This window comes from Mesorhizobium sp. M0968 (genome assembly GCF_040319065.1).
GTDB lineage: Bacteria > Pseudomonadota > Alphaproteobacteria > Rhizobiales > Rhizobiaceae > Mesorhizobium.
Window position 1 is genome coordinate 13,969 of sequence record NZ_JAMYNL010000026.1, and the last position, 20,934, is coordinate 34,902.

20 protein-coding genes and 1 riboswitch are annotated in these 20,934 nt (G+C 62.2%); of the genes, 8 read left to right on the plus strand and 12 right to left on the minus strand.

The window, feature by feature from the left end; all coding sequences use genetic code 11:
* The first annotated feature begins 14 nt into the window (after positions 1–14).
* The 3 genes from mmsA to araD1 all read left to right on the plus strand — a co-directional run bounded on the left by mmsA (position 15) and on the right by araD1 (position 4,017).
* The gene (gene mmsA / locus NKH67_RS28315; RefSeq protein ID WP_352470119.1) at positions 15–1,547 is read left to right on the plus strand and encodes a multiple monosaccharide ABC transporter ATP-binding protein; all 1,533 of its coding nucleotides are present in this window, start codon (positions 15–17) and stop codon (positions 1,545–1,547) included.
* Positions 1,544–2,836 carry a multiple monosaccharide ABC transporter permease gene (mmsB, locus tag NKH67_RS28320; protein WP_292659525.1) on the plus strand — a complete coding sequence of 431 codons (1,293 nt, stop codon included), beginning with the start codon at positions 1,544–1,546 and terminating at the stop codon, positions 2,834–2,836. The genes mmsA and mmsB overlap by 4 nt, the downstream gene beginning before the upstream one ends.
* A gap of 188 nt (positions 2,837–3,024) precedes the next feature.
* Positions 3,025–4,017, plus strand: coding sequence for an AraD1 family protein (araD1, locus tag NKH67_RS28325; protein WP_353032259.1), 993 nt, complete (start codon positions 3,025–3,027; stop codon positions 4,015–4,017).
* 30 nt (positions 4,018–4,047) lie between these two features.
* Here the strand turns inward: araD1 and NKH67_RS28330 are convergent, their stop codons facing one another.
* On the minus strand, positions 4,048–5,142 hold the full coding sequence (locus tag NKH67_RS28330) for a 2'-deoxycytidine 5'-triphosphate deaminase (protein ID WP_352470117.1): 1,095 nt from the start codon (positions 5,140–5,142) through the stop codon (positions 4,048–4,050).
* A gap of 130 nt (positions 5,143–5,272) precedes the next feature.
* Positions 5,273–5,350: riboswitch (SAM riboswitch) on the plus strand.
* Positions 5,351–5,420: 70 nt separating this feature from the next.
* Between NKH67_RS28330 and NKH67_RS28335 the strand changes: the two genes are divergently transcribed.
* Positions 5,421–6,611 carry an O-succinylhomoserine sulfhydrylase gene (locus NKH67_RS28335; protein WP_353032261.1) on the plus strand — a complete coding sequence of 397 codons (1,191 nt, stop codon included), beginning with the start codon at positions 5,421–5,423 and terminating at the stop codon, positions 6,609–6,611.
* A 36-nt stretch (positions 6,612–6,647) separates the two neighbouring features.
* Here NKH67_RS28335 and NKH67_RS28340 read toward each other — a convergent pair whose 3' ends face one another.
* Positions 6,648–7,802 carry a ceramide glucosyltransferase gene (locus tag NKH67_RS28340; RefSeq protein ID WP_353032263.1) on the minus strand — a complete coding sequence of 385 codons (1,155 nt, stop codon included), beginning with the start codon at positions 7,800–7,802 and terminating at the stop codon, positions 6,648–6,650.
* Between the two features lie 227 nt (positions 7,803–8,029).
* Here NKH67_RS28340 and apaG point away from each other — a divergent pair, with 227 nt between their 5' ends.
* Positions 8,030–8,422 carry a Co2+/Mg2+ efflux facilitator ApaG/CorD gene (gene apaG / locus NKH67_RS28345; protein ID WP_352470114.1) on the plus strand — a complete coding sequence of 131 codons (393 nt, stop codon included), beginning with the start codon at positions 8,030–8,032 and terminating at the stop codon, positions 8,420–8,422.
* Positions 8,423–8,428: 6 nt separating this feature from the next.
* Here the strand turns inward: apaG and NKH67_RS28350 are convergent, their stop codons facing one another.
* The 3 genes from NKH67_RS28350 to NKH67_RS28360 form a co-directional block, all read right to left on the minus strand.
* Positions 8,429–9,439 carry an Hsp33 family molecular chaperone gene (locus tag NKH67_RS28350; RefSeq protein ID WP_352501705.1) on the minus strand — a complete coding sequence of 337 codons (1,011 nt, stop codon included), beginning with the start codon at positions 9,437–9,439 and terminating at the stop codon, positions 8,429–8,431.
* A 162-nt stretch (positions 9,440–9,601) separates the two neighbouring features.
* Positions 9,602–10,513, minus strand: coding sequence for an ornithine carbamoyltransferase (gene argF, locus NKH67_RS28355; protein ID WP_352470112.1), 912 nt, complete (start codon positions 10,511–10,513; stop codon positions 9,602–9,604).
* 14 nt (positions 10,514–10,527) lie between these two features.
* The gene (locus tag NKH67_RS28360; protein WP_353032265.1) at positions 10,528–11,727 is read right to left on the minus strand and encodes an aspartate aminotransferase family protein; all 1,200 of its coding nucleotides are present in this window, start codon (positions 11,725–11,727) and stop codon (positions 10,528–10,530) included.
* 354 nt (positions 11,728–12,081) lie between these two features.
* On the opposite strand from NKH67_RS28360, the gene NKH67_RS28365 reads away from it, so the two are divergent.
* Positions 12,082–12,606 (plus strand): GcrA family cell cycle regulator, encoded by a 525-nt coding sequence (locus tag NKH67_RS28365; protein WP_023677348.1) that lies wholly within the window; start codon positions 12,082–12,084, stop codon positions 12,604–12,606.
* A gap of 90 nt (positions 12,607–12,696) precedes the next feature.
* Here the strand turns inward: NKH67_RS28365 and NKH67_RS28370 are convergent, their stop codons facing one another.
* The 3 genes from NKH67_RS28370 to NKH67_RS28380 all read right to left on the minus strand — a co-directional run bounded on the left by NKH67_RS28370 (position 12,697) and on the right by NKH67_RS28380 (position 15,926).
* Positions 12,697–13,704: a magnesium and cobalt transport protein CorA gene (locus NKH67_RS28370; protein WP_353032267.1), complete on the minus strand. Its 1,008-nt coding sequence runs from the start codon at positions 13,702–13,704 to the stop codon at positions 12,697–12,699.
* 116 nt (positions 13,705–13,820) lie between these two features.
* Positions 13,821–14,546 carry a phosphate signaling complex protein PhoU gene (phoU, locus tag NKH67_RS28375; protein WP_353032269.1) on the minus strand — a complete coding sequence of 242 codons (726 nt, stop codon included), beginning with the start codon at positions 14,544–14,546 and terminating at the stop codon, positions 13,821–13,823.
* Positions 14,547–14,663: 117 nt separating this feature from the next.
* Positions 14,664–15,926, minus strand: a complete 1,263-nt coding sequence (locus NKH67_RS28380; RefSeq protein ID WP_352501704.1) for an ATP-binding protein — start codon at positions 15,924–15,926, stop codon at positions 14,664–14,666.
* A gap of 197 nt (positions 15,927–16,123) precedes the next feature.
* Here NKH67_RS28380 and ppk2 point away from each other — a divergent pair, with 197 nt between their 5' ends.
* Entirely contained in the window at positions 16,124–17,026 is a 903-nt protein-coding gene (gene ppk2 / locus NKH67_RS28385; RefSeq protein WP_353032271.1) for a polyphosphate kinase 2, read from the plus strand.
* A gap of 24 nt (positions 17,027–17,050) precedes the next feature.
* On the opposite strand, the gene NKH67_RS28390 is transcribed toward ppk2, so the two are convergent.
* The 3 genes from NKH67_RS28390 to NKH67_RS28400 all read right to left on the minus strand — a co-directional run bounded on the left by NKH67_RS28390 (position 17,051) and on the right by NKH67_RS28400 (position 19,283).
* The gene (locus NKH67_RS28390) at positions 17,051–17,800 is read right to left on the minus strand and encodes an enoyl-CoA hydratase-related protein (RefSeq protein ID WP_353032273.1); all 750 of its coding nucleotides are present in this window, start codon (positions 17,798–17,800) and stop codon (positions 17,051–17,053) included.
* A gap of 15 nt (positions 17,801–17,815) precedes the next feature.
* On the minus strand, positions 17,816–18,454 hold the full coding sequence (locus NKH67_RS28395) for an acyl-homoserine-lactone synthase (protein WP_023677342.1): 639 nt from the start codon (positions 18,452–18,454) through the stop codon (positions 17,816–17,818).
* A gap of 97 nt (positions 18,455–18,551) precedes the next feature.
* The gene (locus NKH67_RS28400; RefSeq protein ID WP_352470107.1) at positions 18,552–19,283 is read right to left on the minus strand and encodes a helix-turn-helix transcriptional regulator; all 732 of its coding nucleotides are present in this window, start codon (positions 19,281–19,283) and stop codon (positions 18,552–18,554) included.
* A gap of 271 nt (positions 19,284–19,554) precedes the next feature.
* Here NKH67_RS28400 and NKH67_RS28405 point away from each other — a divergent pair, with 271 nt between their 5' ends.
* Positions 19,555–20,406 carry an ABC transporter substrate-binding protein gene (locus tag NKH67_RS28405; RefSeq protein ID WP_352501702.1) on the plus strand — a complete coding sequence of 284 codons (852 nt, stop codon included), beginning with the start codon at positions 19,555–19,557 and terminating at the stop codon, positions 20,404–20,406.
* A gap of 14 nt (positions 20,407–20,420) precedes the next feature.
* Here NKH67_RS28405 and NKH67_RS28410 read toward each other — a convergent pair whose 3' ends face one another.
* Positions 20,421–20,831, minus strand: a complete 411-nt coding sequence (locus tag NKH67_RS28410) for a tellurite resistance TerB family protein (protein ID WP_023677339.1) — start codon at positions 20,829–20,831, stop codon at positions 20,421–20,423.
* Positions 20,832–20,934: the final 103 nt, after the last annotated feature.

Consider the following 20,934-nt stretch of genomic DNA (forward strand, 5'->3'; position numbering starts at 1 on the left):
GAGTGGTATTCTCAATGGCATCGACGATTTTGGAGATGTGCGACATCACCAAGACGTTTCCCGGCGTCAAGGCGCTGTCGAACGTCAAGCTCATGGTCGAGGAAGGCGAGATCCATGCCGTGGTCGGCGAGAACGGCGCTGGCAAGTCGACGCTGATGAAGGTGCTGTCGGGTGTGTATCCGTCCGGCACCTATGACGGCCAGATCATCTATCGCGGCGATGAGTGCCATTTCAAAGGCATCCATGACAGCGAGCGCAAGGGCATCGTCATCATCCACCAGGAGCTTGCGCTGGTGCCGATGCTGTCGATCGCCGAAAACATCTTTCTCGGCAACGAGCACGCCAGATACGGCGTCATCGACTGGAATGCCAATGAGGCGCGCACCAGCGCCCTGCTCAAGAAGGTCGGCCTCAAGGAAGACCCCAACACGCTGATCACCAATATCGGCGTCGGCAAGCAGCAGCTGGTCGAGATCGCCAAGGCGCTCAGCAAGGAAGTGAAGTTGCTCATTCTCGATGAGCCGACCGCGAGCCTGTCCGAAAAGGACAGCCAGGCGCTGCTCGATCTGCTGCTCGAATTCAAGCGGCAAGGCATCACTTCGATCCTGATCTCGCACAAGCTCAACGAGGTGAACCGGGTCGCCGACAAGGTCACCATCATCCGTGACGGGCGGACTATCGAGACGCTGGCCAAGAAGGACATCTCGGAGGACCGCATCATTACCTCGATGGTCGGCCGTTCGCTCGACGACCGCTATCCGCCGCGCGAGCCGAAGATCGGCGAGACCGTTCTCGAAGTGAAAAACTGGTCGGTCTACCACCCCATCCATGCCGAGCGGCAGGTCATCAAGGGTATCAACCTCAACGCCCGCAAGGGCGAAGTGGTCGGCATTGCCGGGCTCATGGGTGCCGGCCGGACCGAGTTTGCCATGAGCCTGTTCGGCCGGTCCTATGGCCGTCGCATCACCGGCGAGGTGTTCCTCAACGGCAAGCCGATCGACGTCTCTTCGGTGAGCAAGGCGGTGGAACACGGCATCGCCTACGTTACCGAGGACCGCAAGACCTACGGGCTCAACCTGATCGACCACATCAAGCACAACATCACGCTGGCCAACCTGCCCGGCGTGTCGCGCCACGGCGTGATCGACGATTTGCGCGAGCTTTCGGTCGCCAACGATTATCGCGGCAGGACCAATATCCGCGCCTCGAGCGTCTACCAGATGACCGGCAACCTTTCTGGCGGCAATCAGCAGAAGGTGGTGCTGTCGAAATGGCTGTTCGCCAATCCGGAAGTGCTGATCCTCGACGAGCCGACACGCGGTATCGACGTCGGCGCCAAGTATGAAATCTATACGATCATCGCGCGTCTCGCCTCCGAGGGTAAGGCAATCATCGTCATCTCGTCGGAAATGCCCGAACTGCTCGGCATCACCGACCGCATCTACGTCATGAACGAAGGACGCATCGTCGGCGAAATGGCGGCAAGCGACGCCAGCCAGGAAAAGATAATGCGCGCCATCGTCCGCGGAGAAGGAAAAGCATCATGAGCACCGAAAGCGCTCCCGGGCCGCAGACCGGCGTTGCCCAGGATCTACAACAGGGACCTCGCATTGCCGTCTCGGCGCTGGTCACCAACCTGCGCGAATACGGGTTGGTGCTGGCGTTGATCGCAATCATGGTGTTCTTCCAGTTCACCACGTCCGGAACGCTGTTCAAGCCGGTGAACCTCAGCAATCTCGTGCAGCAGAACAGCTTCATCATCGTGATGGCGCTGGGCATGCTTCTGGTGATCGTTTCGGGCCACATCGATCTCAGCGTCGGCTCCGTCGCCGGCTTCATCGGCGCGCTGGCGGCGATGATGATGGTCATCTGGCCGCTTGGCCCATTGAGCAATCCGCTGGTGGTGTCGATCATCTGCCTGATCGTCGGTGGTGCGATCGGCGCGGCACAAGGCTACTGGATTGCCTATCACCGAATACCGAGCTTTATCGTCACGCTGGCGGGCATGCTGATCTTCCGCGGCATCTGCCAGGCGCTGCTGGGTGGCGGGTCTTCCGTAGGGCCGCTTCCCGTCGGCTTCAAGGCGCTCAGTTCCGGCTTCATTCCGGACCTGATCGGCCCATTGACGCTGATACCGCCAACCGTGAACGCCGCCGGCAAAACCATTGTCGGCAGCGGCCTGACGCTGCACCTGACGACGATCGTGATCGGCCTCGTCGCCGTGCTCGCCTATGCCTATTTCGGGCTCAGGGCACGGCGCACCCGCGAGAAGCATGGCTACGAAGCCGAGCCCTTCTCGCTGTTCGTCGTCAAGACCCTGGTGATCAGCGCGCTGGCGCTGTTTCTCGTCTACCAATTCGCCACCTATAGGGGCCTCCCCATCGTTCTCATGGTGATGGGCGTGCTGATCGCGTTGTTCGTCTTCGTTACCAAACGCATGACGATCGGCCGTCGCATCTATGCGATGGGCGGCAATGCCAAGGCAGCCCAGCTATCGGGCATCAAGACCGAACGGCTGACGTTGATGGTGTTCATCAATATGGGCGTGCTGTCGGCACTCGGCGGCCTGATTATCGCAGCGCGCCTGGGGCAGGCTGTGCCGGCGGCCGGCCTCGGCAGCGAGCTCGACGTCATCGCCGCGGTGTTCATCGGTGGCGCTTCGGCGATGGGCGGCGTCGGCCAGGTGATCGGCGCGGTGGTCGGCGGCTTCATCATGGGCGTCATGAACAACGGCATGTCGATCATGGGCGTCAATGTCGACTGGCAGCAGGTGGTCAAAGGCCTGGTGCTGCTCGGCGCCGTCGTCTTCGACGTCTACAACAAGAACAAGGCTTGAGAGGCAACCAGGAGGCATACGGGTCACATCGCGGCGCTGCCGGGCGCAAAGAAGTCCCCCGAGGGACCTGATCCGCGAGCGCAATCCGGACGAAGAATTTCAACCGAGGCGCGGACAGGGGTCCGGGCCGCGCAGGGTAGGGTTTGCCGAGAAAGGGCAGGCCAGCCCACAATTCAGAGAGGGTTACCATGCTGATCTCACAAATCCTCGACGACGCCGAGACGATCCGCGTCGTTGCCCGCAACGGCGGCAAGACCCGCGTCATCAACGGCGCCCGCAGCGTCTATTCGCTGGCGATGGAAGCCGCGCGTACCGGCAGCGGGCTTGTCGCCCTGATCGAGCGCAAGGGCTTCGGCGAAACCGTCGATCTCGACGCAGCCTACAAGAAGGGCCGGCTGCTGTCGCCGATCAACCATCCCGATCCGGCGCATCTCCATCTCACCGGCACCGGGCTGACGCATCTCGGCTCCGCCGCGACCCGCGATTCCATGCACAAGAAGCTCAGCACGGACGGCGAGGAACAGCTGACCGATTCCATGAAGATGTTCCGCATGGGGCTTGAGGGCGGCAAGCCGGCGAAGGGCCAGATCGGCGTGCAGCCGGAATGGTTCTACAAGGGCAACGGCACCATGGCGGTGGCGCCCGGTGCGGCGCTTATGTCGCCCGCCTTCGCCCAGGATGCCGGCGAGGAGCCGGAAATCGCCGGTATCTATGTGATCGGCGACGACGGCGCCCCGTTCCGCGTCGGCTTCACGCTGTCTAACGAGTTTTCCGACCATGTCACCGAGCGTGTGAACTATCTCTTCCTTGCCCATTCCAAGCTGCGCAATGCTTCGTTCGGGCCGGAGATCCTGATCGGCGATCTGCCGTCCGATATCCGCGGCACTTCGCGCATCCTGCGCGACGGCAAGCTGCTTTGGGAAAAGCCGTTCCTGTCGGGCGAGGCGAACATGTCGCACACCATTGGCAATCTCGAGCATCACCACTTCAAATACTCAGCCTTCCGCCAGCCGGGCGACGTGCATGTGCACATGTTCGGCACGGCGACGCTGTCCTTTGCCGACGGCGTCAGGACCAAGGCCGGTGACGTATTCGAAATCGAGGCGCAGGATTTCGGCCTGCCACTGCGCAACCCGCTTGAAATCGAGCAGCCGGTGAAGGTCGCCGTGAAGGCACTTTGAGCCGGGCGTAGCCCGGAAGTGAGAGGAAGGTCAGCGCGCGGCGCGGAAATGCTTGGACAGTTTCAGGCCCTGTGCCTGATAGTTCGAGCCGAGATCAGTGCCGTAGAGCGCCCGCGGCCGTTTCAGCATGTGCTCATAGACCAACCGTCCGACGATCTGGCCGTGGTCGAGGATGAACGGCACTTCGTGGCTGCGTACCTCGAGCACCGCCCGGCTGCCGGTGCCGCCCGACGCCGAATGGCCGAAACCCGGGTCGAAGAAACCGGCATAATGGACGCGGAACTCGCCGACCAGCGGATCGAAGGGCGTCATCTCGGCCGCGTAGAGCGGCGGCACATGCACCGCCTCGCGCGACACCAGAATATAGAATTCGTCCGGATCGAGCACCAGCTCGCCGGCACCGCTCTTGTAGAGCGGCTCCCAGAAATCGACGACATCCTGCGCGGCGCGCTTGTCGACGTCGACGAGGCCGGTGTGGTGCTTGCCGCGATAGCCGACCAGCCCGTCCTTGTCGCCGTCGAGGTCGATCGATAGCGCGATGCCCCCGCCTGAGATGTTGGGTGGTTCGGTGGCGACCAACATTTCGGCGCGGTGCAACTCGTGCAACTCGTTTTCCGACAAGAGCGCATTGCCGGTGCGGAACCTGATCTGCGACAGCCGCGAGCCGGTCCGCACGACGATCGGGAAAGTGCGCGGGCTGACCTCCAGGTAGAGCGGGCCTTCATAGCCGGCGGCGATCTTGTCGAACTCGTGGCCGCGGTCGGTCATTACCCGAGTGAAGATATCGAGCCGTCCGGTCGAGCTTTTCGGGTTGGCGGAGGCGGAAATATGGGCGGGCAGCGCCAGGCTTTCGAGCAGCGGCACGATGTAGACGCAGCCGGTTTCCAGCACAGCACCTTCGGCGAGGTTGATCTCGTGCAGCTTCAGCCGGTCGAGCTTGTCGGCAACCCTGTGGTCCGGGCCGGGCAAGAAGGAAGCACGCACCCGCCAGGCCTTGTCGCCGAGCCTGAGGTCAAGGCTGGCCGGCTGGATCTGATCGGCATCGAGCGTGCGCGGCGATTTCAGCGCGCCCGTCTGGAACAGCGCGGAAATATCCTGATCGGGAAGAATGCCTGTCTGCCGCAAGGGTCTGGCTCCGTTCGAACGCCGGGCGAGGTTCTGTCGCAGGTCCGACCGTGGACGCGTTTGGCACCTGCTTGGTACAACCCTCTTAATCATGCCGGCAATTGACGCAAGCGTGGCGCGGGTCTAAAGCTCGTTATCCCGTGGTGATTTGGCCGGTCGGCTTGCAGCCACGTTAAACAAGTCGCTAAAGGACCGTCGGGCCGCAAGGCCATATGGACCGGTTGCGACTTTCGCGACCGGTTTTTTGTTGTTTGGACCAATTTTGGTGTTTGGATGGAATGATGACCAAGAAGCGCGACTGGAAGCCTCAGACCGCACTCGTGCATGCCGGAACGCTGCGTTCCGGCTTCGGCGAGACCTCCGAGGCGATGTATCTCACCCAAGGCTATGTCTACGAGACGGCGCAAGCGGCGGAGGCCCGCTTCAAGGGCGAGGAGCCGGGCTTCATCTATTCGCGCTATGCCAATCCGACGGTCGACATGTTTGAAAAACGCATGTGCGCGCTGGAAGGAGCCGAGGACGCGCGCGCCACGGCATCCGGCATGGCGGCGGTGACGGCAGCACTGCTGTGCAGCGCCAAGGCGGGCGACCATATCGTGGCGGCGCGCGCGCTGTTCGGCTCCTGCCGCTGGGTGGTCGAGACGCTGGCGCCGAAATACGGCATTGAGGCAACGCTGGTCGACGGCACCGACATGGCCAATTGGGAAAAGGCGGTCAAGCCAAACACCAAACTGTTCTTCCTGGAAAGCCCGACCAATCCTACGCTGGAAGTGATCGACATTGCCGCCGTCGCGGCACTTGCCAATGCGATCGGCGCCAGGTTGATCGTCGACAACGTCTTCGCCACGCCCTTGCAGCAGAAACCCCTGCAGCTCGGCGCCCACATCGTCGTCTATTCGGCCACGAAGCATATTGACGGCCAGGGGCGCTGTCTTGGCGGCATCGTTCTGTCGGACAAGAAATGGATCGACGAGAACCTGCATGACTATTTCCGCCACACCGGCCCAAGCCTCTCGCCCTTCAATGCCTGGACGCTGCTGAAAGGCCTGGAGACGCTGCCGCTACGCGTACGCCAGCAGACGGAAAGTGCCGGCCGCATCGCGGATTTCCTGGCCGAGCGCCCGCAAATCGCCCGTGTCATCTATCCCGGCCGTGCCGACCACCCGCAAGCGGCCGTAGTCAAGAAGCAGATGTCGGGTGGCTCGACGCTGATTTGCCTCGATGTGAAGGGCGGCAAGCAGGCGGCCTTTGCCTTCCAGAACGCACTCGACGTCGTGCTCATTTCCAACAATCTCGGCGACGCCAAGAGCCTGATCACCCATCCGGCCACGACGACGCACAAGAACTTGACCGATGAGGCCCGCGCCGAGCTCGGCATCGGACCGGGAACGCTCAGGCTGTCAGTTGGCCTTGAGGACGCCGACGACCTGCTCGAAGACATCGAGCAGGCACTGAGAGTTGCCGGATAAGGGCTGGCCGAACAGAGGCGAGCGGGGACGCGCCGATCAGGCGCCGGACGGGGTCTCTTCCAGCTCCGCGACGGCCTTGGTCTGGATAGTCATCACATTGCCGCGCCAGTCGACGGCGCCGCTCAGCCATCCGCGCGCCCAAATGGCGGGAAGCATCAGGTCTCGCGCCATCATCGCCGGGATCGTGCGCGGCGACAGCTGCCATCCCTTGGCCGAGGCCAAGGCGCATTCCGGCAGGTAGGCCGCGACCAGCACGGCGATGGCGGTTGCCGGCAGGCTGACGCCGGCGTCAGCCGCCGCGATCAGCGCAAGCACCAGCGGCGGCGCCGCGCCGATCAGGATCTCGGGGGCGAAGAACAGCGCGAAGGTGACGCGGCGCAGCCGCGCCCAGCGCGCCTGCCGCGACCAGATCTCGCCAAGCGTGCGCCGGCCGAGCGGCTGTTCGAAGGGCGAGGCGACAAGATTGACCCGCAGTCCGAGCCCGTTGACCAGCTTGGTCGCGGCGGCGTCCTCGGCGATCTCGGCGGCAAGCGCGCGGATGCCGCCATTGGCGTCGAGCATCGGCTTGTTCCACAACATGCTCTTGCCCTGCGCGAAGCCGAGGCCGAGCGCCTCTCCAGCGTACTGCCAGCGTGCCTGCAGCGTGTTGAGAAAGGCGCATTCGACCTCCCCCCAGAAGCCGTCCGGCCGTGAGCCGATCGGCGTCGAGCAGACGAGGCCAGTGCCATGCCGCCATGCCGCCATCAGCTGCTGGACGTAGTCGCTCGGCATAAGCACATTGGAATCGGCAAGGATGACCCAGCGATAATGCGCCGCTTCCCAACCCTTCACGCAATTGTTGAGTTTTGGATTGCCGCTGATGCGGTCGTCACCGACTAGAAGGCGGGCGCGAATAGCTGGAAAGCGCGCCATTGCGGCGGTGATCGGCTTGACCACCGGGTCGTCGGCATGGGCAACGCAGAAGATGAGTTCGTAGCGCGGCCAGTCGAGTGAGAAGGCGCGCTCCAGCGTCTCTTCGGCAAACGGCTCGACGCCGCGCGCCGGGATGACGATCGATACCGGCGGCGCGTTGGCCGCGGGCGATGCGATCCTGGCTGGTCGCTTCAGCTTCAGCGAAGCCAACAGGATGCTGGCGAGATTTGAAAGAAGGAGGGCTATGGAAAGGAGAGCGGCTGCGAATGTCGGTTCCATCGAGATCTGGTCACTCCAGAAGTGCCGGCCGCATGACGGCCGTTTTCAACAATTCGACAGAACGCTGAGTCGCCCGGCACAAGCCTGCACACCATCATTGTCATGTGTCACTTAAATGACATTGTTTTTCGGCACCTGCGCTCGAGTCGGGCAAGGAGATGACGCGCATCGTTGATCAAACTGCGCTGAGCGTCGAAAGTTCCATCTACATTGCTTTGGAGCAGTTTATGTACAGCGCCGTCACCCGCAACATCGAAGTGCAGGTCAGGCCGTTCTATCTGGAGGATCACTCCGACCCTCCGCAAAACCGCTATGTCTGGGGATATCAGGTGACCATCGACAATCAGTCGGATGAGTTCGTGCAGCTTCTGTCGCGCTACTGGCACATTACCGACGGCACCGGCAAGGTCGAGGAAGTGCGCGGCCCCGGGGTCGTCGGCGAGCAACCCGGACTCAACCCCGGCGACAGCTATCAGTATACGTCTGGATGCCCGCTCTCGACGCCGTCCGGCATCATGGTCGGGCACTACACCATGCGCAACAGGCGGGGCGAGACGTTCGACGTCGCCATCCCCGCCTTCTCGCTCGACTTGCCGGGAATGCGGCGCACCGTCAATTGACGGCGGTCATCCGGCCGCTGCAAACTCCGCCGGGTCGAAGTCATATTGCTTCGAGCAGAATTCGCAGGCGACGTGAATGCTGCCATCCTCGGTGCTGTCCCTGATCTCCTCGGCGGAAAAGCCTTCGAGGATGCCGTGGATCTTCTCCCTCGAGCATGAGCACTGGTCGGCGACCGGCACCCCGCCGAACACGCGGACGCCATGCTCGTGGAAAAGCCGGTAAAGCAGCCGTTCGGCGCCGATCGTCGGATCGATCAGCTCGGTCGGTTCAATAGTACCAAGCAGCGCCAGCAGCTCCTGCCAGGAATTGTCGGTCGGGTCGTGGATTTCCTCGCGCGGATCGCCGTCGCCACCGGGAAGGTCGGGTACGCGCATGCGCTCCGCCGACTGCGGCAGGAATTGTGCCAGCAGGCCACCGGCCCGCCATTGCTCGCGAGCACCGCCGACGCCCGGCGTCAGAAGCTTGGCAACCGAAAGCCGGAGGTCGGTCGGAATCTGCTCCGACTGGCGGAAATAAGTGCGTGCGGCATCTTCCAGTGTGACGCCGTCGAGTTGGACGATGCCCTGGTAGCGTTGTGTGTGAGCGCCCTGGTCGATGGTCAGCGCCAGGACGCCGCTGCCGAGCAGCGTCTGCGGTGACGTCTCGCCGGCAGAAGTCAAAGCCTGCAGCCGGTCGGCATCGAAGCGGGCATAAGCGCGCAGCGCGTGCGGCGTGGAGAAATCCGCGACCAGCATGTCGACCGGCCCGTCGGTGCGGGTCTGCAGAATGAACTTGCCCTCGAACTTCAGCGAAGTTCCGAGCAATACCGTCAACACACAGGCTTCAGCCAGGAGCCGGGCGACCGGCTCGGGATAGTCGTGACGGCTGAGAATAGCATCGAGCATCGGCCCGAGCTGGACGGTGCGACCGCGCACGTCGAGCGGGCCGACCTCGAACGGCACGACATGGTCGTCGCCGGCGTAGCCGAATTCGCCGAGCTTGGGTTTATGTTCAGCCAATTGATGAGTTTCCAACATGACAAAGCTCCGGGGCGCGGCGATGCCGCCCTCCGGGGTGCATGCGACGAGACGCGCTCGATTTGCGTGATGCGCCTGAGATAGGCACCACCAACTCCCGGATCAAGGCGGCCCAGATCAAGGCGGCGCAGATCAGGCCGGCCCGGATCACCGCGGCTCGTATCAAGCGCCCAGGCACCAGGCCAAGACCGCCTTCTGGGCATGGAGCCGGTTCTCGGCCTCATCGAACACCACCGAATGCGGTCCGTCGATGACCTCGTCGGTAACCTCCTCACCGCGATGCGCCGGCAGACAGTGCATGAACAGCGCATCCGGCTTGGCTTTCGCCATCAGTGCCGCATTGACCTGATAGGGCAGGAAGACATTGTGGCCGCGGGCACGGTGCTCCTGGCCCATCGACACCCAGCAGTCGGTGACGATGCAGTCGGCCTCGTGAACGGCCTCCTCGGGCGAACGGGTGAATTTCAGCTTGCCGCCATTGGCTTTCGACCAGTCGACATGCTTCTGGGCCGGTTCGCTGCCCTCGGGCACGGCGACATTCAGCTTGAAATGGAACCGCGCGGATGCCTCCAGCAGCGAATGCAGCACGTTGTTGCCGTCGCCGGTCCAAGCGATCGTTTTACCGGCCACCGGACCGCGGTGCTCTTCGAAGGTCATGATGTCGGCCATCAGCTGGCAGGGATGGGTCTCGTCGGTCAGCCCGTTAATGACGGGGACCGTAGCGTTTTCCATCAGTTCCAGCAGCCGGTCATGCGAGGTGGTGCGGATCATGATGGCATCGACGTAGCGCGACAGCACCTTGGCCGTGTCGGCAATGGTCTCCGAGCGGCCAAGCTGCATCTCGGTGCCGGTCAGCATGATCGTCTCGCCACCCAACTGCCGCATACCGACGTCGAACGACACGCGCGTGCGCGTCGACGGCTTGTCGAAGATCATCGCCAGCACCTTGCCTTCGAGCGGCTTGCTGCGTTCGCCGGCCTTGAGCCTTGCCTTTCGCACCGCTGCGTCGTCGAGCATGAAGCGCAGATCGCCTTCGGAAACGGCGGAAAGATCGGTGAAATGGCGAAGGGACATCAGGAATTCCAGGATTACTTCGCAGCGGCAGCGACGATGGCATCTGCCAGGCTCTTGGCGCCGGCACGAATGCGCTCGAGCGCTTCGTGGATCTCGGCGTCGGTGACGGTGAGAGGCGGCAGCAGGCGGATAACGTTGTCGCCGGCCGGAACCGTCAAGAGATGCTGGTCACGCAGTGCCACCGTGACCTTGGTGTTGGGCATCGCGCATTTAAGCCCGAGCATCAGGCCGGTGCCCCTGATGCTTTCGATAACATCCGGAAATTCGTCGGCGACGCCAGCGAGCCCCTGCTTCAACAGCAGTGCCTTGCGCTGGACGTCTTCGAGAAAGCCGTCTTCCAGTACCACGTCGAGCACGGCGTTGCCGACCGCCATTGCCAGCGGATTGCCGCCGAAGGTGGTGCCGTGCACGCCGGCGGTCATGCCGACCGCTGCCTCGTCGGTGGCGAGGCAGGCACCCATCGGGAAGCCGCCGCCGATGCCTTTGGCCACCGCCATGAGGTCGGGGGTGACACCCGCCCACTCATGCGCGAACAGCTTTCCGGTGCGGCCGACGCCGCATTGGACCTCGTCGAAAATCAGGAGCAGTCCGTGCTGATCGCAGAGCTGCCTGAGCCGCTTCAGCGATTGCGTCGGCACTTGCCTGATGCCGCCCTCGCCTTGCACCGGCTCGATCAGGATCGCCGCGGTTTCAGGCGTGATCGCCTTCTCGGCGGCATCCACATCGTCGAAACCGACCTGGTCGAAGCCGTCGACCTTGGGGCCGAAACCTTCCAGATACTTGTACTGACCGCCGGCGGCGATGGTCGCCAGGGTGCGGCCGTGGAAGGCGCCTTCGAAGGTGATTGTGCGGTAGCGCTCGGGATGGCCCTTGACGAAGTGGTAGCGCCGCGCCGTCTTGATGGCGCATTCGAGCGCCTCTGCGCCGGAATTGGTGAAGAACACCTTGTCGGCGAAGCTTGCGTCGGCCAGCCGCTCGCCGAGCCGGCTCTGTCCCGGAATCTCGTACAGATTGGAGACGTGCCAGAGCTTGGCGGCCTGCTCGGTGAGGGCCGCGACCAGATGCGGATGGCTGTAGCCCAACGAATTCACGGCGATGCCGCCGGCGAAATCGAGATATCGCTCGCCCTTGTCGGTGACCAGCCAGGTGCCTTCACCGTGGTCGAAAGCCAGGGGTGCGCGAACAAAGGTCTCGAAAAGCGCCGAACCGCTCATTATATGCGTCTCCGGAACCGGAAAAATCAAAAAGCCGCCAAAGCGGCGGCCCTTGTGGCTTATCGTGTTTTTCGGCCGTGAAGTCAACGAAAAGGTCGCGCAAGGTCGCGCGGCAAGCCCCCAGCATAACGCCGGCTCCTAAGCGACCGGGCAAGTTGGGGAAAACCGAAAAAACCGATTCGTGTTGGCCTTGGGACTCTTGTCACCGAGTCAGCGCATAAGGTAATTGTAGCAGAGAAATAACTAGATTTCGTGCGGCGGACCTAATCACCCGATATATGTGGTGTCTGCCCGGCAGAAGCCGGGTCGGGGATGGATTCCGATTGCCGCACGTTTCAGCAGGAGCGCGGTCTCATGAACTGGACTGACGAGCGAGTCGAACTTCTCAGAAAATTGTGGTCGGAGGGCCTCAGCGCCAGCCAGATCGCCGCACAGCTTGGCGGGGTCAGCCGCAATGCGGTCATCGGCAAAGTGCACCGGCTGAAACTGTCCGGTCGCGGACGCACGACCGCCTCACCGGCACGCCAGAAGAAGACGGTGCAGGGATCGACGATCCAGAAATCGGTGTCCCGGGCAGCAAGCGCCACGCGCCATGCCACCACCTCGATGTCGATCGGTGCGACCGCGCTCAAGGCGCAGTTCGATGCCGAACCGGTGGCGCGCCACTATATCCGCCCGGTCGAGAACGTCGTCGTGCCGATCTCACGGCATCTGCAACTTGTCGAACTCAACGAGCGCACTTGCAAATGGCCGAACGGCGATCCGCTTTCGGAAGACTTCCATTTCTGCGGCAACGACGCCGCCGAAACCGGCCCCTACTGCAAGTACCACGCCCGCGTGGCGTTCCAGCCGGCATCGGAGCGGCGGCGGAGCAGGTGAATGGTGAATGGTGAATGGTGGCGGGCTGAGCTTGGAGTAAGAAAGCAAGGCTCTTGCCTAGCCTTATTCACTATTGATCATTCACCCACTTCATAGCCATCCATTCTTGCGAAACCGCCAGTAAAGAAACGTGCAGATCAGGGCAATTGCCGCCAGGACGGCCGGGTAGCCATATTCCATCCTCAGTTCCGGCATGTCGCTGAAATTCATGCCGTAAATGCCGGCGAATGCCGTCGGCACGGCCAAGATTGCGGCCCATGAGGCAAGCTTCTTGGAGATCGCCGTCTCCTGGCTTTGACCGACCAGAAGGCTCGCCTCGAAGGCGAAGGCGAGAACCTCTCGCAGGCTGTCGATCTTTTCCTGGACAGTGCGGATGTGGTCGGTGACGTCGCGAAACAGCGGGTGCATGGCTGTGTGGATTTGCGGCAGATCGGCGCTGGTGAGCCGCCGGCAGACCTCCACCAGCGGCAGGGCCGCATTACGCAGGCGCAAGAGATCGCGGCGCAGCATGTAAAGCCGTTCGATATCGGAACCGGTCATCGGTTTCAGCAGAACCTTGTCCTCGATCGCCTCGACCTCGTTTTCGATCTGCTCAAGCACCGGCATATAGTTGTCGACGATGAAATCGAGAATGGCGTAGAGGACGAAATCCTCGCCCTTGGCAAGGGAATGCGGGCAGCTTTCCCAATGCTGGCGAACGGCGGCGTAGGAGGTCGACGGGCCATGCCTGACGCTGACTATGTAGCCCGCGCCGACGAACAGATGCGTCTCGCCGAAGGTGACGCGGCTGTCGATCAGCTGCGCCGTGCGGGCAACGATGAACAGGGCATCACCATATTGCTCGATCTTCGGTCGCTGGTGCGGATGCTCGGCGTCCTCGATCGCCAGCTCATGCAGATGGAATTGCGCCTGGACGCGCATCAACAAATTGCGGTCGGGCTCCAGCAGTCCGATCCAGACCACGTGGCCCGGCTTCCCGGCCCATTCGCCGGCTTCCTCGATCGGAATGTCGGCGATGCGCCGCCCAGCCGTATAGACGCCGCAAGCGATTATACCCGACATCGGCGGCGCAGGAGCAAACTCGCGGACATATTCCATCGCAGCCTCCTGAAGGCAGGGCCTTCATCGCGGAACTGAGAAGTCGGCGCGTCGAAAGCTTAGCGCAATTTTCTGTCGGGTGGCGAATCCGAAATTCGCATCAGTGCTGAGAGAACTCACTTCGCTGGTTGGGTTGCGGAAAGAATAATCTTGTCCGTCTTATCGCCCTTCGGACGATCGGCCGGCATCTGGTCGCCGGTGACGATATAGTAGATCGTCTCGGCGATGTTGGTGGCGTGGTCGCCGATGCGCTCGATGTTCTTGGCGCAAAACAGGAGATGTGTGCAGGGGGTGATGTTGCGTGGGTCTTCCATCATGTAGGTCAGCAATTCGCGAAACAGAGAGGTGTACATGGCGTCGATCTGGTCGTCGCGGTCGCGCACGAAACCGATTTTCTCCACCGACCGCGACGCATAGACGTCGAGTACTTCCTTGAGCTGGGTCAGTGCCAGATTGGCCAAAGCCTCGAGGCCGCGGAACAGGCTGTTCGGCTGGCGCCCGTCTGCGACGGCAACCACCCGCTTGGCGACGTTCTTGCCGAGGTCGCCTACCCGTTCGAGGTCAGCCGAGATGCGGATCGCGCCGACGATCTCGCGCAGATCCGTCGCCATCGGCTGGCGTTTGGCGATGATGATGATCGCCTTGTCGTCGATCTCGCGCTGTCCCTCATCCAGAACCAGGTCGTCCCGAATGACTTTCTGGGCAAGCCCCGGATCCGCATTGACCAGCGCCGCGACCGCCTGCTCGACCATGCGCTCGGCATGCCCGCCCATCGCAGCGATGCGCTTCGACAGATATTTCAGCTCCTCGTCATAGGCGCTGACGATATGCACGGACTGCATGGACGAAATGCCTTCCCGGGATCTCGTGGTTGAGTCGTTCCCTCGAATCCCCGCTGATACGCTAGCCGGATGACAGAAAAAAGAAACGGCCCATTATGTGCTAGAGATAGTACTACGTTAGCGAGCCGGCAAATGGACCGTGAACGCCGCACCCTTGCCGATCTCCGACCTGATGGAGAGTCTGGCGTTGTGGCGGGTCAGGATATGCTTGACGATGGACAGGCCAAGGCCGGTGCCCTTCTGGGTTCGGCTGTTCTCGACATCGACGCGGTAGAAACGCTCGGTGATGCGCGGGATGTGCTCTTCGGGGATGCCGGGGCCGAAATCCCTGATGGTGACGTCGATGCCCGGTTCGGGATCGCTGTCGCTGCGTATGATCGACACCACGACACGTCCGCCCGACTGACCATATTTGCAGGCGTTTTCCAGCAGATTTTCGAAGACCTGGAAAAGCTCGTCCCGATCGCCGGCCACGTCGAGCGGCCCTTCCGCGAAATCACGCTCGATGACGACGCCGTTTTCCTTTGCGAGCGGCCCAAGCGAATCGATGACGCTGTCGATGGCCTGGCGCACGTCGACCTCGGTTCCCGGCTTGAGATAGGGCTTCATCTCCAGGCGCGACAGCGACAGAAGGTCGTCGATGAGGCGCGCCATGCGGCTGGTCTGGTTCTGCATGATCTGCAGGAACTGCTCGCGCGCCGCGGGGTCGTTGCGGGCCGGCCCGCGCAGCGTCTCGATGAAGCCGGCGATCGAGGCGAGAGGCGTGCGCAGCTCGTGGCTGGCATTGGCAATGAAGTCGGCACGCATTCTGTCGATCCGGCGCGCCTCACTCTGGTCCTTGAACACCAGCACGTAGAGATCCGTGGCATGGCCGACTGAAGACGCGCTCACCCGATAGGCTCGTTCGACCGGCAGCTTTTCTATGTAGTCGACGCTGTCCGAAGCGACGTTGCCCGCCAAGATGCTATCCAGCAAGGCCTGCATTTCCGGCGCGCGGAATTTCAGCGACAGCGACATGCCGGGGGCAATCCCACCGAAGGCGGCAAAGGCAGCGGCGTTGGCGTGGACGATGGCGGCGGAGCGATCGAAAATGATCAGCGGATCGGCAACCGCCGCCGCGAGATATTCGCCGGAAAGTTGTTGCACGCCCGACTCGATGGCCGCGGCATTTTCGGTCGATTGGCGGGCGATGCCGGCCGGCAGCATCGCAGCGGCAACCAGCACGGCGCCAGCCAGCAGCACCACATAGCCAGACATGCCGGCAAAACCATAGACCATCAGAACCGCAACGAGACCGGCCGCCAGCAGCCAGCGGCTGTTCCACAGCCGCATGGCGACGGTTTGCGCCCTGCCTCTCCGCTCTGTGCCGATGTCGGCCATTGGCGCTCCGTCTGCGGCCACTTCAAGAACTTCTTGCTGGACCGGCGCTAGAGCGCAGTGCGTCCAATTGGGCGCACAAAGGACGCTCTACCTCTTTATCTGCTGCATCGTTCTTTCCGAAAATCGATTCCGATTTTCGGGCCGATGCAGTAAGGCTCCCAATAGCACGAGTCCGGAAGCTGGAAAGGTTCGCCTCGATGAAAAACGCCAAGGAAAGCCCCGCCGCACCCTCATCGGGGCCGCTGAAGATCATGATCGGCGGCAAGGAGAGGGCGTTCGACATCGAGGCCCCCGCGCTTCCCGACTGGGTCGAGGACCGCAAGCTCACTGCCGGCGGTTACCCTTACGACAAGAAGATGAAGAGCGAGGAGTATGACGAGAGGCTAGAGAAGCTGCAGATCGAGCTGGTCAAGGCGCAGGCGTGGCTGCAGTCGACGGGCAAGCGGGTAATGTCGCTGTTCGAGGGGCGCGACGCTGCCGGCAAGGGCGGCACGATCTTCGTTTTGCGCCAGTATCTGAACCCTCGCACGGCGCGCAACGTGGCGCTGACCAAGCCAACGCCCACCGAGCTTGGACAATGGTACTTCCAGCGCTACGTCGACCACTTCCCGACGTCGGGCGAATTCGTCACCTTCGACCGCTCCTGGTATAACCGCGCCGGCGTTGAACCGGTGATGGGATTCTGCACGCCCGAGCAGCACGAGCAATTTCTGGACGAGGTTCCGCATTTCGAGCGGATGATTCGCAACGAGGGCATACATTTCTTCAAATTCTGGCTGAACATCGGCCGGGAAACGCAGCTCGAGCGATTCCACGACCGCCGCTGGAGCCCGCTGAAGAGCTGGAAGTTTTCGCCAATCGACATCGCCGGCATCAGCAAATGGGACGAATACACCAAAGCGCGCGACCTGATGGTCGAGCGCACGCACAAGGAGTTCGCGCCCTGGATCATTGTGCGGGCGAACGACAAACGGCGCGCGCGGCTGGCCGTCATGCAGCGCATTCTCCTTTCGCTTCCCTATGACGGCCGCGACCTCGACGTCATCGGCAAGGAGGACAAGAAGATCATCGGCGAAGGGCCGACTTTCCTCGAAAAATAAGCTCACCTCATCGATACGCGGCTCTCATGCCGCCAGCCGGGCAATCCGCTGCAGTCGCTTCAGCGTGGTGTCGTCCTGCAGCGCCTGCTGGAAAAGCGAGATCTCCTGATCGATGCGGTCGCAGAGCGCGCCGGTGTCGCCCCTAAGCAGGTCGCGCGTCTGTAGCAGCGCCGCGACAGGCTTCTTGGCGAGTTGCCTGGCTGTTGCCAACGTGGCTTCCTCGACGCTGCCGTCCGTCACGATCTCGCCGACAAGGCCCAGTGCCCTGGCATCTTCGGCGGCGAGCGTGTCGCCCAGGCAGAAGAAGCGGAACGCCCCGGCATAGCCGAGCTTCTGCGGCGCCAGAATGCTGGTCGCCGCGTCCGGCACCAGGCCGAAATCGACGAACGGCACCCGAAACGTGCTCTTGCTCGAGGCGATCACCATGTCGCAGTGGAACAGGATGGTGCAACCGACGCCGACGGCGTCGCCGTCGACACAGGCAAGGACCGGTTTCGGAAACGTCGCCAGCGTGCGGAACATATCGGTGACGGCGGCGATCAGTCGCCGATGTTTGGTGGCGTCGAGAAATTCGGAGAAATCGGCACCGAGGCAGAAGCACCCGGCCAAGCCGCGCAGGACCACTACGCGGACGTCGTCGTCGACAGCGGCTTCGTGGAATGTCCTGGCCAGGCTTTCATAGGCCCGCCTGTCCAGCACCGGGCGGCCGTCACCCGACGATACCGTGACGATCAGCGTGTGATTGCGGAATTCTGCTTGTGAGTGAACGTTCATGGCCTCTCTCCAATCTCACGAGGCGCGTCTCTGTCCGAGCATGTCCGGGTACCCTCTGGCCAGCACCGGCGCAAAGTGGTTGCGGCGCGAACGCACCACGTCGAGCGTGTGCTCGTTGAAGGTGAGCAGTGTGGCAACCACCTGCTGGTTGCCATAGGTACGCTGGTAACCGAGCGGCGTTGCCAGGAAATGCAGCTGCAGCGCGCGAAGCACCCACATCGGCTCGAATTCGATGATCACCTGGTTGACGTTGCGCTTCAGACCCCACTCGACGAAGCCGGCGATCAGCTCGGTGCCGACTGTCGACACGCCGCGCCGACCGTCGCGGAATCCCGGCGCAACCGCATAGCGGGTCAGTTCATAGACATTCGGGCCCGACGGTGGGGTTCCCTCATAAAGGTCCGCCAGCACATCGGTTAGAAGATGGGCCCGGGTTGTCGGCAACATCCGCTGATAACCGGCGAGCTCGCCATTGCGGATGACGATCTGGTGCACTGCCTCGTCGTGGTCGAATTGATCGATCTCGAGGCCATCAGGGCGCTGCAGATCGGTCCATCCCATCTCTTCGACGAAAACTCTGTAACGCAAACGATGAACTGCCTCCCAGAGGTCGGGCCGTTCCATCAATTCCTGGGTTGTGAGGGAAAAAAGCATTTGCCGTCTCCTAGTTTCAATAGGAAGATACGGCCGTGCTTTCCCAAAAAAATTACGCGATCACGCAAGCAAGAATTTCTAGGCCGGCGCGGCCGACCTAGTTAATATAGCCGCGCCTTATCGCTTCCGCGACGGCCTGGACCCGGTTGACGGCACCGAGTTTGCTTTTGGCGTTAAGAAGGTGTTTCTCTGACGTGTGTTCCGAAATGCCGAGAATTTGCGAAATCTCCCATTCGGACTTGCCAACAGCAGCCCATTGCAGGCATTCGCGCTCACGCGGCGTTAATTCGACATGATCGATGGTTTTGCCCGCCATGGTGTGGAGCTGCATTGCGCGGCCAATCGCATAAGTCGAGACCAGCGACACCAACCCGAAATCGGCGCTCGACAATTCGACAGCCTCGCCGCCTAGCGACACCATGACGATCTGGCCATCAAGCGTGATTAGCGGAAAGGCCAACCCGTCGCGCAGCTTGAATTCCCCGGCATCGCCCATCACCTCGCCGCCGCTCTTGCCGATGCGGATGCCCTGAGATGCTTCCCGCCACTGGAATGGCGCTTGAAGCTGCTTCATGTGGCTGACGACGGGGTCGTGATCGACGTAGTTGCGCGCGACGTAGCGCTCAAGCCATTCAGCCGGCCAGTCGCAGAGCAGCACATGGTCCTTTTGCTGGTTTCTCGGCGTGCCAGGTTGCGGAACCGTCCCGGCCATCAGCGCCGTCAGCCCGAACCCGCTTGTTACCCCCAACAGCTTTTCGCAGACGGCGGCGGCTGTGCCGGCGTGCTGCAACTGATCTATCAACTCCAGCGTACGATCGAAATGACCCATCGCAACATCTACCCCATGTTGCCTTCCGCTCTTGAGGCCAATGGCAGTGATCAACCCGCACCACGCCATCAACCCCGGACTGCAAAGCTGCCTCCCCCGTGCGTCCTACTGCTCCTCTTCAGCCGGCATCACGCAGTCACTTGCAAACTCACTAAACAATATCCCTAAATTGCAATGATGAAACCAAAAACCGTCGCACCTGTGTTTTTTTCGTACAAAAACCTGTGTTATTTCGTACGAAAGCCGGGGCAAGACCGAACGGAGTCGTCGCGTGGCGTTTCGGCGCATATCCATTTCATTGATCTCGATATTGATCGGAGCGCAATCGCTTGCGGCTGCTGCGCTCGCCGCGGAGCCGCAGGTGCCCGTGTTCTGGGACGCCAAGGAGCGGCTGCCAAAGCCGGACCTTTCGATGCTGCCGCGGCTGCGATTCCTGACCACCACGGATTTCCCGCCGTTCAATTTCCTCGATGGGGCAGGCCGGCTGTCGGGCTTCCATGTCGACCTGGCGCGCGCCATCTGCGCCGAGCTCGGCGTTGCCGAAAAATGCCAGATCCAGGCGCTGCCCTGGGCCGAGCTCGAAGGTGCGCTCGGGAAAGGCGAGGGCGAAGCGATCATTGCCGGCATCGCCGCGACGCCGGAGTCGCGGTCGAAATACGCATTTTCACGCTCCTACCTGCAATTTCCGGCCCGCTTCATCATGCTGAAGACACAGGCGCTGACCGAACCAATGTTCGACAAGCTGCGCAGCAAGCGTGTCGGCGTGATCGCCGGCTCCGCGCACGAGCGGGTGCTGCGCGATTATTTCGGCGACGTCCAAATCGTCCCGTTCGCAAAGCCGGAGGAGCTTTATGGCGAGCTGAAAGCCGGCAAGATCGACGCCGCCTTCGGCGACGGCATGCGTTTCGCCTTCTGGCTCGGCGGTTCGGATGCAGCGGGCTGCTGCCGCTTTGCCGGCGGCCCCTATCTGGCGCCCGAATATCTCGGCTCAGGCATGGCAATCGCCACCAGGGCCGACGATCCGGCACTGGCCGCCGCTTTCGACTACGCGCTGCAGGAAATCTCGGTGAAAGGCACGTTCGCCGAGTTCTATCTGCGCTATTTTCCCGTCAGTTTTTTCTGAGCTTGGCCGCCGGCTCAGGTCAGCGTGCGAAGGCGGGCCTTGGCGGCTCGCGCAATGGCGGCGACCGTCAGCGCATCGAGGTCGAGTTCCCGGCGGACGAGCTGCAGAACGCGTACCTCCTCCAGGCGCATTTCGAGATCGACAGCTGCGACCTCGAAGGCGGCGGCATAGGCGGTGTCACGCAGGCGTTCGGGCAGCGCCTCGGCGACGCGCGCCAGGACGCCCTCCAGCCCATCCTTTTCATGCAGCATTTTCTGGCAGGCCTGGGCGACCTCGACCAGCCGCTCCTGGTTGAAATCCTCAAACACCGGCCAGGATCGAACGACGTCGCCGATCCGCGCCAGTTCGACGTCGGTCATGTCGCGGTCTGACGCCGAGGTGATGACCATCAGGTAGATCATGGCTTCGTGTGGCGACAATGGCATTTACAACTCCTTGAGATGGTCCCGAAGTTAGGAACGAGGGACCGGCGCCGCAAGGAAAAACAGCCGCGATCGTTGGCGCTCCGATCACGCCTTGGAAGTTGAT